The 11,552-nt window shown below is 55.6% G+C and carries 11 protein-coding genes; 8 read left to right on the plus strand and 3 right to left on the minus strand.

Translation table 11 applies throughout. From position 1 onward, the window contains the following. The 6 genes from AB5750_RS07445 (at nucleotide 1) to AB5750_RS07470 (ending at nucleotide 4,296) form a co-directional block, all read left to right on the plus strand. Complete coding sequence (locus AB5750_RS07445) at nucleotides 1-771, plus strand: YidC/Oxa1 family membrane protein insertase (protein ID WP_006236192.1); 771 nt, start codon at nucleotides 1-3, stop codon at nucleotides 769-771. Between the two features lie 44 nt (nucleotides 772-815). Beyond that, on the plus strand, nucleotides 816-1,385 hold the full coding sequence (locus AB5750_RS07450; protein WP_022093802.1) for a Jag family protein: 570 nt from the start codon (nucleotides 816-818) through the stop codon (nucleotides 1,383-1,385). Nucleotides 1,386-1,481: 96 nt separating this feature from the next. After that, nucleotides 1,482-2,219 (plus strand): 16S rRNA (guanine(527)-N(7))-methyltransferase RsmG, encoded by a 738-nt coding sequence (rsmG, locus tag AB5750_RS07455; protein ID WP_233504909.1) that lies wholly within the window; start codon nucleotides 1,482-1,484, stop codon nucleotides 2,217-2,219. A gap of 134 nt (nucleotides 2,220-2,353) precedes the next feature. Then, nucleotides 2,354-3,154, plus strand: coding sequence for a ParA family protein (locus AB5750_RS07460; protein ID WP_022093800.1), 801 nt, complete (start codon nucleotides 2,354-2,356; stop codon nucleotides 3,152-3,154). Next, nucleotides 3,147-4,052 (plus strand): ParB/RepB/Spo0J family partition protein, encoded by a 906-nt coding sequence (locus tag AB5750_RS07465; protein ID WP_368145939.1) that lies wholly within the window; start codon nucleotides 3,147-3,149, stop codon nucleotides 4,050-4,052. The genes AB5750_RS07460 and AB5750_RS07465 overlap by 8 nt, the downstream gene beginning before the upstream one ends. Further along, nucleotides 4,042-4,296 carry a hypothetical protein gene (locus AB5750_RS07470; protein WP_149926478.1) on the plus strand — a complete coding sequence of 85 codons (255 nt, stop codon included), beginning with the start codon at nucleotides 4,042-4,044 and terminating at the stop codon, nucleotides 4,294-4,296. Before AB5750_RS07465 ends, AB5750_RS07470 begins: the two co-directional genes overlap by 11 nt. A 199-nt stretch (nucleotides 4,297-4,495) precedes the next feature. Here the strand turns inward: AB5750_RS07470 and rlmN are convergent, their stop codons facing one another. Then, a complete protein-coding gene (rlmN, locus tag AB5750_RS07475; RefSeq protein WP_368145938.1) occupies nucleotides 4,496-5,548 on the minus strand; it encodes a dual-specificity RNA methyltransferase RlmN in 1,053 nt (350 codons plus the stop codon). Between the two features lie 85 nt (nucleotides 5,549-5,633). Here rlmN and AB5750_RS07480 point away from each other — a divergent pair, with 85 nt between their 5' ends. Together AB5750_RS07480 and AB5750_RS07485 are read left to right on the plus strand one after the other, a co-directional pair. Next, complete coding sequence (locus tag AB5750_RS07480) at nucleotides 5,634-6,599, plus strand: D-alanine--D-alanine ligase family protein (protein ID WP_035136496.1); 966 nt, start codon at nucleotides 5,634-5,636, stop codon at nucleotides 6,597-6,599. After that, nucleotides 6,593-9,487, plus strand: coding sequence for a helicase C-terminal domain-containing protein (locus AB5750_RS07485; protein ID WP_368145937.1), 2,895 nt, complete (start codon nucleotides 6,593-6,595; stop codon nucleotides 9,485-9,487). The genes AB5750_RS07480 and AB5750_RS07485 overlap by 7 nt, the downstream gene beginning before the upstream one ends. Here AB5750_RS07485 and AB5750_RS07490 read toward each other — a convergent pair. Both AB5750_RS07490 and AB5750_RS07495 read right to left on the minus strand, forming a co-directional pair. Next, the gene (locus tag AB5750_RS07490; RefSeq protein WP_368145936.1) at nucleotides 9,484-10,401 is read right to left on the minus strand and encodes a helix-turn-helix transcriptional regulator; all 918 of its coding nucleotides are present in this window, start codon (nucleotides 10,399-10,401) and stop codon (nucleotides 9,484-9,486) included. The genes AB5750_RS07485 and AB5750_RS07490 overlap by 4 nt on opposite strands. Then, nucleotides 10,388-11,410, minus strand: coding sequence for a helix-turn-helix transcriptional regulator (locus AB5750_RS07495; RefSeq protein WP_368145935.1), 1,023 nt, complete (start codon nucleotides 11,408-11,410; stop codon nucleotides 10,388-10,390). The genes AB5750_RS07490 and AB5750_RS07495 overlap by 14 nt, the downstream gene beginning before the upstream one ends. Between the last annotated feature and the right edge of the window lie 142 nt (nucleotides 11,411-11,552).

The following is an 11,552-nucleotide window of genomic DNA, read 5'->3' on the forward strand; positions in this document are numbered from 1 at the left end:
ATGTGGGATTGGATCGTTAACATCCTTTTCGAGCTGCTCAAGCTCATCCAGACCTTTGCGGTCGACTGGGGCCTGTCCATCATCATCCTGGTGGTCATCATCCGTCTGCTGCTGACGCCGCTCATGCTCAAGTCGACCAAGTCGACGGCTCGCATGCAGGTGCTGCAGCCCAAGATGCTCGAGATCCAGGAGCGCTATGCCGACGATCCCCAGCGTCAGGCCGAGGAGATGCAGAAGTTCTACAGCGAGAACAAGTTCAACCCCATGGCTGGCTGTCTGCCGCTGCTGATTCAGATGCCTATCCTGTTCGCCCTGTTTACATTGCTGCGCAACCTGCCGCAGTACTTTAACGACGGCACGTTCTCGTTCTTCAACATCCTGCCCGACCTGACCACCACGCCGAGTGCTTCCTTTGCCGATGGCTTTATGGTTGCACTGCCTGCGCTGGTTTGCCTGATCCTGTTCGCCGTCCTGACCCTGATTCCGCAGCTCTATATGTCGCGCAACCAGACCGGCCAGCAGGCTCAGAGCATGCGTATGATGGCCGTTGTCATGACGGTCATGATGCTTTGGATGGGCTGGAGCCTTCCCGTTGGTGTTCTGCTGTACTACGACGTCTCGTCTGCTTGGCAGGTTATCCAGCAGATTTTTGTGACGCAGAAGGTCATCGACAAGGCGAAGGCCGATGAGGAGGAGCGTCTTAAGAACGCTCCGCTGCAGGTTGAGGTCACTCGTCGAGAGAAGAAGCCGCGCCCGCACAAGAAGAAGTAGTGGGATATCAATCTTATTTAGGTACCTAACTTTTGGAGTACGTTATGTCTGAAGAGATCATCGAGGATATGCTTGAGGAGGTTGCCCCGCAGGTCGCGGGCGATTATCCCGAGATTGCACAGCGCTACAAGGCTGGTGAAGAGCTGACCGATGAGGAGCTCGACACCATTGCCGATGTTGCTATTTCCATCCTGCGTTCCATCCTTTCGCACTTCGATGCCGCCAACTCTCCTATCGATGAGTATGAGGGCGACGAAGGTGAGCTGATTTTGGATGTAACGGCTCCCGACCTTGCTGTTCTCATTGGCCGTCATGGTCGCACCCTTGATGCCCTTCAGGTTATGTTCTCTTTGCTGGTGAGCCGCAAACTTGGCTTTAGGTATCCGGTTGTAGTGGACGTCGAGGGATACAAGAGCCGCCGTCAGGACAAGGTTGCCTCCATGGCTCAGTCTGCTGCCGAGCGTGCCATTCGCACTCATAAGAGTGTTTCGCTTCCGCCCATGAATGCCTACGAGCGTCGACTGGTTCACATTGCACTTCGTGGCAATGATGCCGTCGATACTCATTCTGAGGGTTCTGACCCTGATCGCCATGTGGTGATTGTTGCTCGATAATCTACTCGAGTTTATGCTAAGGGGACGTGGTTTCCACGTCCCCTTTTTTTGTCAAAAGTTCTCGATACGCTGATTTTTGTCAGAAAGGAGCTTTCGTTGTTAGTACTTACTGATCAGCAAGCTGACGAGATGTTGAGTCGTCTAGCTTTCTATTGCAAAGAGTATTCCTTGAGCGTAACTGATGTTGAGCTGAGGAAATGTATTCAGCATTTGGATTTGGTTCTAGAAACAAATAAGACAACCAATCTCACCCGTATTCTTAACGTAGAAGATGCTGCAGTACTTCATATCCTCGACTCACTTGTTTTGCTCCCCTATATCAACAAGGCTCCTGAGGGAGCTTTGCTCGATATGGGAACAGGTGCGGGCTTCCCTGGTATTCCATTAACCATAACCACGCATCGTAAAGCTACTTATATTGACTCTGTTGGCAAGAAGGTTGATGCGGTAAATTCCTTTGTCCATGCTCTTGGATTGAAACATGCCCATGCGGTTCATGATCGTCTTGAAGAATATGCTCGGAGCCATAAGAAGCAGTTCTCTGTTGTAACCGCCCGCGCACTGGCCCCTCTACCGATTCTTGTTGAGTATGCGGCTCCGTATCTGAAGGATGGAGGGCTATTTGTTATAACCAAGGGCAATCCTTCGGATGAGGAGCTTGCTTCCGGCATGTCAGCAGCTAAGATTTGCGGCTTCACTTTGCTTCTGAATGACGCAATTGATTTGCCTGAAGGCTTGGGTCACAGGGAGTTCATTGTTCTTAAGAAGAGTCATCCAGCATCCGTTTCATTGCCTCGTGCAAATGGCGTGGCAAAGAAGAATCCGCTTGCCTAGATGTTTCACGTGAAACATAATGGATACTAACAACTTGTAGTGTTTCACGTGAAACATGGCGGTTGATATCGATTCGGAATGTTTCACGTGAAACATCCTCCGTTTGACAGCTTTAATACACACCAGGAGGGACCGTGGGATTTCGCGACGTTAAGCGTTCAAAGAGCGCAAAAGACACGCGTATCATTGCAATCATCAATCAAAAAGGTGGCGTCGGTAAGTCAACGACGGCTGTAAACCTTGCAGCAGCACTGGGTGAGCAGGGTCGTAAGACACTGATTGTCGATTTTGATCCGCAGGGAAACAGCACCAGTGGATTCGGAATTGAAAAAGAAGACCTTGATCACTGCATCTATGATGCATTGTTGAATGATGTGCCGGCAGAATCACTTGTTCTTGATACAAATTGCAAAAAGGTATTCGTAATTCCAGCTACAATTCAGCTTGCAGGCGCCGAAATTGAGCTCGTAAGCGCAATTGCACGTGAAACCCGCCTCAAAGATTTGCTTGAGCCGATTCAGGACGAGTTCGATTTTATTTTCATTGACTGCCCTCCTTCGCTCGGCCTGCTTACTATCAACGCTTTGACCGCAGCAGACAGCGTTTTGATTCCGATCCAGTGCGAGTATTACGCACTCGAGGGCGTTACGAAGCTGCTTGAGTCAATGAAGATGGTCAAATCTCGTCTGAACAAGGGCTTAGACACCTACGGTGTGCTTATGACCATGTATGACTCGCGTACTTCTCTATCGAATCAGGTTGTTGAGGAGGTTCAATCGTACTTTGGTGATAAGGCATTTAAGACGTTGATCCCCCGTACGGTTAAAATCTCCGAAGCTCCGTCTTTTGGCGAACCGGTAATTACCTATGCACCTCAAAATAAGGGTGCAAAAGCATATATGAACCTTGCAAAAGAGGTGATCAAGCGTGCCTAGTGTAAAGAAACGTGGCGGATTGGGACGTGGACTCAATGCTTTGGTCTCAGAGGCCGAGTATGAGACCGGTGGTTCGGCTGCATCGGCTTCGAATGCCGCATCTGAAACAAAACTACCTATTGAGGATATCGTTCCCAACCCTAATCAGCCGCGAATTCACTTTAACGAAACTGAACTTCGTGAGTTGAGCGAATCAATCCAAGAACATGGAGTCTTGCAGCCGCTTTTGGTTCGCAAGCATGGAAACGGCTATGAGATCATCGCTGGTGAGCGTCGTTACCAAGCGTCAAAGCTTGCTGGTCTTGAGGAGCTGCCTGTCATCATTAAAGATGTTAATGATGAAGAGATGCTGGCTCTTGCTCTGATCGAAAACCTTCAGCGTTCTGATCTGAATCCCGTCGAAGAGGCTAAGGGCTATCGCCAGCTTATCGATGCCAGCGGTATGACCCAGGAGGCATTGTCGAAGGCAGTCAGCAAGTCACGCTCTGCAATTACAAACTCGCTGCGCCTTCTCGATCTCCCTGAAGTTGTTCAGCAGATGATTTTTGAGGGCAAACTTACTGCTGGTCATGCACGTGCGATTCTTGCAGTTCCCTATGAGGACGCTCGAATTCGACTTGCAGAGAAGGTTGTTGCAGAGGGCCTTTCCGTAAGAGCGACAGAAAATCTTGCTCCGTTGTTTTCTGCCGGAGAGACACCTAAGACGCCGAGGCCTGCAACGCCTCAGTCTTTTAAAAAGGCTGCCCGCGTGCTTCGTCAGGTTTTTAATACCAACGTGCGTGTTAAGAGCTCGTGTGGAAAGAATAAGATTGAGATTGAGTTTAAAGACGAGGAAGAGCTCTCTCGTATTCTTGGCGAAATGATTCAGTTTGATCAAGGAGGCCAAGATGAGGAATAGGATTTTAACTGCGATTGCATTGGCGACGACTGTCGCGGCTGGTGCCTTTGCTGGCTATAAGATCGCGACAGACGATGAACTTCGAGGTCGTTTGCTTCGTAGTGCGCAAGATATTGTCGATACATCTAAGAAGAAAATGGATGTTATGACAGAAGATGTTGCCATGCGTACGGCTCAGGTAACGAAGAATCCCAAGATTAATCAAGGTTGGGTTAGTAACCAATGGGAAAATGTAGGCTATTAGGTACCTAACAATTACTTAGCATATTTTGAGGGGTCCTTGTCTGATTCACGAGGCAAGGACCCCTTATTTTGGCCGTAAAAAATGGGACAGGTAGCAGCTGATTCAAAATTAAGGTCAATAAATAAAACGGCCCCGGTTGCATCTCCTGTAACCGGGGCCGTTCGATGTTTCACATGAAACGTTTTGGGGTGCGACTCCCCTATGCGTTCTTCTGAACTTTGAAGCGCTGCTTCAGCTGTCCGCAAGCGGCGTCAATATCGTTACCACGGGAGTTACGAATCGTGGTCTCGATGCCACGGGACTCAAGACGACGCTGAAGATCCTCAACCTTATGAATCGGCGACGGCTTGAGCGGGCTGCCCTCGATGTCGTTAAGCTGAATCAGGTTAACGTGGCACAACGTTCCCTCGCAGAAGTCGCAGAGCGCCTGCATTTCGGGATTCGTATCGTTGACGCCTTCGATCATGGCATACTCATAGGTCGGGCGGCGGCCGGTCTTCTCGGTGTAGAGCTGAAGCGCTTCGTGAAGGCGAAGCAGCGTGTACTTCTTAACACCGGGCATGAGCTTATTGCGCGTCGACTGGATGGCGGAATGCAGGGAAACGGCAAGCGTGAACTGCTCGGGGATGTCGGCAAATTTGCGAATACCGGGAATAACGCCGCTGGTAGAGACGGTGAGGTGACGAGCGCCGATACCGATGCCATCGGGGTCGTTGAGGATTCGCAGCGCCTTGAGAACCTCGTCGTAGTTGGCAAACGGCTCGCCCTGGCCCATGAAGACAACGCTCGTGACGCGCTCGCCAAAGTCGTTGGATACATGAAGTACCTGGTCGACGATCTCTTGAGCGGTCAGAGAGCGCTTGAGGCCGTTGAGACCGGTAGCGCAAAAGGCACAGCCCATGCCGCAGCCTGCCTGGGTGGAAACGCAGACGGAAAGCTTGTTGCGACGGGGCATACCGACAGTTTCGACGGAAATGCCGTCGTGGTACTCGAGCAGATACTTGCGCGAGCCATCTTTGGAAACCTGCTTGGTGAGTTCAGTCGGCGTATCAAAGGCAAAAGCCTCTTTAAGCTGCTCGCGGAAAGCCTTGGGAAGGTTGGTCATGTCGTCGAACGAACAAACGTTCTTCTCAAAGACCCATTCGATGAGCTGCTTCGCGCGGAAGGCGGGCTGGCCAAGCTCGGCCACGAGCTCGCGAATATCGTTTTGGCCCAAGTCGCGAATGTCCTGAGATTTAGTCCTGGGATTCATGGAAGCCTTTCGATTTTGGGGAAACGTAGAGGGTATCGCTACAATATGGTATCAGCTGCAGAAATTATAGAGGAGGAGTCTGCCCATGCCGGGTAAAAGCCTAGAGAACATGCACGTAGCGGTCTTGGCGGGCGGTCATTCCGCTGAGCGCGAGATCTCGCTTAATTCGGGAAAGAACGTTGTGGTGGCACTGAAGGAAGCCGGCTACACCTCGGTGGAGCTGCTCGATACGGCCGCTGATGACTTTATGGTAACCATGGCAACCGGCGGCTTTGACGTGGCGTTTATCGCCATGCACGGTGCCGGCGGCGAGGATGGCGCCATGCAAGGCGCCATGGAGACCCTGGGTATCCCCTACACGGCTTCGGGCGTGCTTGCCAGCGCCTGCGGTGCCGACAAGGAGGTCTCTAAGCTCCTGTACGCCAAGGCGGGCATTCCCATTGCCCCCGGCCTTGCGCTCGAGGTGGGCGATGAAGTCGATATCGATCATATCGTCGAGGTTTGTGGCGAGCGCTGCTTTGTGAAGCCGGCCGTCAACGGTTCCAGCTATGGCATTTCCCTGGTCCATGAGCCCTCCGAGCTGCCCGCGGCAATCGCCAAGGCGTTTGAGTACGGCGACAAAGTACTGGTCGAGAAGTGCATCGAGGGTACCGAGATCACCGTCGGCGTATACGGCGAAGATGACGTGCGCGCTCTGCCGATTGTCGAGATTCGTAAGCCCGAGGACTGTGAGTTCTACGATCTGGACGTGAAGTATGTCGACCCTACGGACATCCATCGCATTCCGGCGCAGATTTCACCCGAGAATTACGCTCGTGCCCAGGAGCTTGCCTGTGCTGCTCACAAGGCCCTCGGTTGCCTGGGTATCTCGCGCAGCGACTTTATCGTGAGTGAGGACGGCCCCGTTATCCTCGAGACCAATACCATTCCCGGCATGACCGATACGTCGCTGTATCCGGACGAGATCCGCCACACCGACGACATGACGTTCCCGCAGGTCTGTGACAGCCTGATCCGTATGGGCCTTCGTCGAGCGGGCATTGCATGCTAATCGAGGACGCGGTTTCGTCAGGAACGCCGCAGTTTGTCATCGACTCCTATGCCACGCTTGCCGAACGCGCCAAAACGCAGTCCTTTGGTCTTATCGAGGAAGATGTGATTGTCCTCGATACCGAGACCACAGGTCTTTCGGTGCAGGACAATGAACTGATCGAGATCTCGGCGGCCCGTCTTTCGGGCCGCGAGATCGTCGACCGTTTCGATACCTTCGTGCATCCCAAGCAGCTGATTCCCGCCGAGATTACCGAGCTCACGAGCATTACAAATGCCGATGTGGCAGATGCCCCGTCGGCCGTTGAGGCCGTCGCCGCTCTCGCCGATTTTGTCGGTGGTTGCCCGGTGATCGCACATAACGCCACGTTCGACCGCTCGTTTATCGAGTCGGTCAAAGGCGGCGTCAACGTGAGCGATATTTGGATCGATTCGCTGGCGCTGTCGCGAATCGCGCTTCCGCGCCTGGCCTCGCACAAGCTGTCTTTTATGGCCGATCTGTTTGGCTGTGACTCGGTATCACACCGTGCCAATGCCGACGTCGACGCCCTGTGTGGCGTATGGCGCGTGTTGCTCGTGGCGCTCACCGACTTGCCCCAGGGCCTCATGGCGCGCCTAGCCGACATGCATCCGGATGTGCCTTGGTCCTATCGTCCTATCTTCTCATTCTTGGCAGGGCAGAACCCTGGTTCTATCTTCTCTCTCAGCGCCGCTCGTGCTGACGTTCTCAAGGCCGATCGCGCCGACGATCGGGTGGACGCCGACGAACTGCCGGTCCTCAAGATGCCGAGTCGTGAGGAGATTGAGGCAGACTATGCGCCAGGTGGCCTGGTCAATCGCATGTACCCCACCTACGAGCCGCGTGATGAGCAGATTGCGATGGCGCTCGAGGTCCGCGATGCGCTGGTCACGGGCACTCATCGTGTAATTGAGGCGGGCACGGGCGTCGGCAAATCGATGGCCTATCTGGTGCCTTTTGCCGAGGCAGCACGCCGTAACAACATCACGGTTGGTATTGCGACCAAATCGAACAATCTCGCCGACCAGCTCATGTACCATGAGCTGCCAATACTTGCCGAGCAACTGGACGGTGGTCTGTCATTTTGCGCTCTCAAGGGGTATGACCACTATCCGTGCCTGCGCAAGCTTGAGCGCATGAGCCGAGGCCAGGTCGAGATTACCACCAAGCGCGATCCGGCGGACACGCTCACGGCGGTCGCGGTCATTATGGCGTACGTCTGCCAATCAGCCGATGGCGACCTCGACTCGCTCGGCATTCGGTGGCGCAGCGTCAACCGTCCCGACTTTACGACGGCCTCGCGCGAGTGTGCTCGTCGCCTCTGCCCGTTTTTCCCTGATAAATGTTTGGTCCACGGCGCTCGCCGTCGTGCGGCGCATGCCGATGTGGTGGTCACCAACCATTCCCTGCTGTTCCGCAATGTCGCGGCCGAGGGCAGGATTTTACCTCCGATTCGTCATTGGGTAATCGACGAGGCCCATTCCATCGAGCGCGAGGCGCGCCGCCAGTGGGCGCGCGTGGTGTCGGCGGACGAATCACGCGTTCTGTTTGAGCGCCTGGGTGGCTCGAGCACCGGCGCGCTAAGCCAGGTTTCCCGTGATTTGGCAACCTCCGAGGGCTCTACGCTCTATCTGGGCCTTACTGCCAAGGCGACGTCGACGGTTGCGCGCGCGAGCATGGCAATCGCCGACGTGTTCGATGGCGTTCGCGAGCTCGGCCGCCGTGCGCGTGGGGGTTATGACAATGCCAATCTATGGATTGGCCCCGAGCTGCGCGAATCTGACGACTGGCATGATTTCTTACAGTCGGCCTACACTGGCATCGACGCATTGGAACAGGCTGACAAGAGCGTCGACGCGCTGGTGCAAGCCGTCGCCGCCGACAAGCCCGAGGTTGTTGTTGACCTGGGTGATATCTCGCGTCGCCTGCACGAGCTGGTCGAGAACCTCAAACTCATCATTGATGGCACCGATGAACACTACGTGTATTCGCTGCAGGTCAATCGCAGGCTGCGTGCCGGCGGAGAGTCGATGACCGCAGAGCGCATCGACATTGGCGAGGCCTTGGCAACCGAGTGGCTGCCCGAGGTTCACACGGCTATCTTTGCCTCGGCGACTATGACGGTGTCCAAAAGCTTCGAACACTTTAACCATGCGGTCGGCCTCGATCGCATCGGTGCTTCAACATCCTCATCGCTGCACTTGGACTCGAGCTACGACTTCGATTCGAACATGGCTGTAGTCGTAGCGGGCGATATCCCCGATCCGCGCGATCGCGAGAGCTATCTTACGGCGCTCGAGCGCGTGCTGGTCGACGCCCATCTTGCCATGGGCGGATCGGTGCTCACACTGTTCACCAATCGGCGCGACATGGAAGACCTGTACGCCCGCGTTGAGCCCAAGATGGCCCGTGCGGGTCTGGAGCTCGACTGCCAGCAGCGCAACTCATCTCCTCGTCGCCTGCGCGACCGGTTTATCAACGAGCCGACCTCGTCGCTTTTTGCGCTTAAGGCCTTCTGGGAGGGGTTTGACGCCAGCGGCGAGACGCTGCGTTGCGTCATCATTCCCAAGCTGCCGTTCTCGAGTCCCACGGACCCGCTCTCGTGCGAGCGCAACCTGCGCGAAGACCGCGCTTGGGCGCGCTATTCGCTGCCCGAGGCGGTGCTCGAGGTCAAGCAGGCGGCCGGCCGCCTTATCCGCTCGTCGACCGATTGCGGCGTGCTGATTCTGGCCGACCCGCGCCTGGTGACGAAGGGCTACGGAAAGAAGTTCTTAACGTCGCTGCCCACGAGCTCCTACCAGCGCATCGAATCGGCGCAGATCGGGCACTATCTGCAACTGTGGCGTGCACGCCACGAGCGGCGACGCTAAAGCGGACAGACGAGGGTTTTTGCCATATCGCACAGACGCTTTGACAGGGTGGGGTCATCCAAGATGCGGATGGCTCCGCCCGCCGCGATTATCTGGCTCAGTAGCCAACGCTCGGAGCCGTAATGCACGGTTACCGTTGCCATGTCTGTCCCGCTGCGCTCGATTAGGGTGATGCCGGCCCAGTCCAGATGCTCCGCCATATCGAATGGCATCAAGAGCTTTGCGCTATGCTGCGTCCGGGCAAGAGAATCGTGGAGGGATGCGACGTCCGGTGCGTGAGGCACGACGGAGTCTTCCGTCAAGGCGAGTCCCTCGATTTTATCCATGCGATAGGTGCGCTGCTCATCGACTGCGATGTCCCAGGCAATCAGGTATGTTTGGTCGCCGTTTGCCGTAATGCGCAAGGGGTCGACCAGACGCTCGCGTGGCCGTGTATCGTCCATCGACCGATACGAGATGCGGCAGCGAACGCCGTCCTGAATGGCGCAGCTCAGCTGCTGCCAGTGCGACCCGTGGTTGACGGTGTCAAAGACGCGCTGGTTATAGCCGAGCTCTTCGGGTAGAAGGGCATGTCGAATCCGAGCTGCCGTCTGTGGCTCGATCCCCAACGATTCAAGTTCATGGTTGAGCACAGCGCCCTCGGCGGCACTCAAACGCAACGGTAGCACACGCCCGGCGTCACCGGTGAGGACCACACGCTCGCCGTGGCATTCGCAGATGATGCGCGCGCCCGATTCTCGGTCCGCGAGCGTCGAGACGATCTCGAGAATCTCGTCGAGCGACACCCCCGTGATGTCAAAGCGACTGCAAATCTCGGCTCGTGTCATGCCGCTCTCGCCGGCGGCGTAGAGGGCCTCCATGATGTCGATGGCGCGCGAGAGTCTCTGCTCGCTGGTGAGTTTACGCACGGGCATGCTCGTGCACCGTCCTTTCGATGAGGTGGTTCCACGCCTGCTTGAGCGATTTGGGGGCCATGGGCCTCATGCCGTCCATGGCGTGGGCCATGCAAAATGAGGCGGCGGCTTCAAGGTCGCGCACGTCAACGGTCCAGGTCCATCCCACATCGGTGTGTGCGAGCTCACCTCGCCCGCGCGTGAGGCCGTTGATCATATCGATCTGCGTCTGGGGGGCGAACGAGAACGTGGCTGCAACGGGCGGTCGGTCGGCAAAATCGAATTCAAAGAACAGATAGTCGTTGAGATTGAAGTTCGCGGGGATGACGTAGGCCTTCGAAGGACGCCAAGCGCGTACGATGCGGTCGCAGCGGAATGTCCTGATGTCGTCGGTGACGTTGTCGAGGCCGCAGAAGTACGCCACGCCCTCGCGCTCGAACATGCCGTAGACGCAGACGGTACGTTCTTTCTGCTCGCCGCGTCCGTTCTGATATAAAAATCGCAGCGCGCATCGCTCGGCAAAGGCGCTCCATACCGCATCGACGGTGGGAGAGCGGCTGATCGGCGCCTCGTCTACCGTCGTCCTGCCGGTGAGATAGGCAATCTTGGAGCGAATATCGGCAAGCGGTGCGGCAAAAGTGGATGAGCCGGCCGCTAGTGTCTGGTCGATGGCGTTGAGCAGGATATCGGCGTCGTCTGCGGTAATGAGGCCGCCTGCCGCAAACGTGTGCTCGCGGTCGATTGTCCACGAGCTTTCCTCGGTCTCCTGCGCGCCGGTGGGGCGAACCTCCTTGATTAAGATGCCGCGTTCGAGCAGTTTGTCACGATCGCGTCGAAACTTGCGCTTATCCGAGTCGATATTGCCCGAGCCATATCCCAGGTCAGAATCCAAGACGATCTGCTCGGTCGTCAGCGGTTCGGGGGAGCTATTGAGCACAAAGAAAAGATTGAGGATGCGCTGAGCCGTTTTATCGAAACTGGGCTCCGAATTCCCCTTTTTAATTGTCTCGGTCGTGTCGCTTGCCGTCATAGAGTCCTCGCATGAGAAGGTGGTTTGCTGCCATGATTTTAGTCCGATATGGAGATTAGGCTATATCCTTGTCCGCTCGGGGCGTTAAGATGGCCCGAATTCGGTCGTTTGCGCTCGCTCGGGGTATACTTTCGACTATATA

Source organism: Collinsella aerofaciens (assembly GCF_040926185.1).
Taxonomy (GTDB): domain Bacteria; phylum Actinomycetota; class Coriobacteriia; order Coriobacteriales; family Coriobacteriaceae; genus Collinsella; species Collinsella aerofaciens_BC.

What these genes read in the sequence shown, in the direction of transcription:
- AB5750_RS07450 (WP_022093802.1), top strand. Translation starts at nt 816, where the DNA reads ATGTCTGAAGAGATCATCGAGGATATGCTTGAGGAGGTTGCCCCGCAG.
- AB5750_RS07485 (WP_368145937.1), top strand. Translation starts at nt 6,593, where the DNA reads ATGCTAATCGAGGACGCGGTTTCGTCAGGAACGCCGCAGTTTGTCATC.
- AB5750_RS07490 (WP_368145936.1), bottom strand. Translation starts at nt 10,401, where the DNA reads ATGCCCGTGCGTAAACTCACCAGCGAGCAGAGACTCTCGCGCGCCATC.
- AB5750_RS07495 (WP_368145935.1), bottom strand. Translation starts at nt 11,410, where the DNA reads ATGACGGCAAGCGACACGACCGAGACAATTAAAAAGGGGAATTCGGAG.
- rlmN (WP_368145938.1), bottom strand. Translation starts at nt 5,548, where the DNA reads ATGAATCCCAGGACTAAATCTCAGGACATTCGCGACTTGGGCCAAAAC.
- AB5750_RS07445 (WP_006236192.1), top strand. Translation starts at nt 1, where the DNA reads ATGTGGGATTGGATCGTTAACATCCTTTTCGAGCTGCTCAAGCTCATC.
- AB5750_RS07470 (WP_149926478.1), top strand. Translation starts at nt 4,042, where the DNA reads ATGAGGAATAGGATTTTAACTGCGATTGCATTGGCGACGACTGTCGCG.
- AB5750_RS07480 (WP_035136496.1), top strand. Translation starts at nt 5,634, where the DNA reads ATGCCGGGTAAAAGCCTAGAGAACATGCACGTAGCGGTCTTGGCGGGC.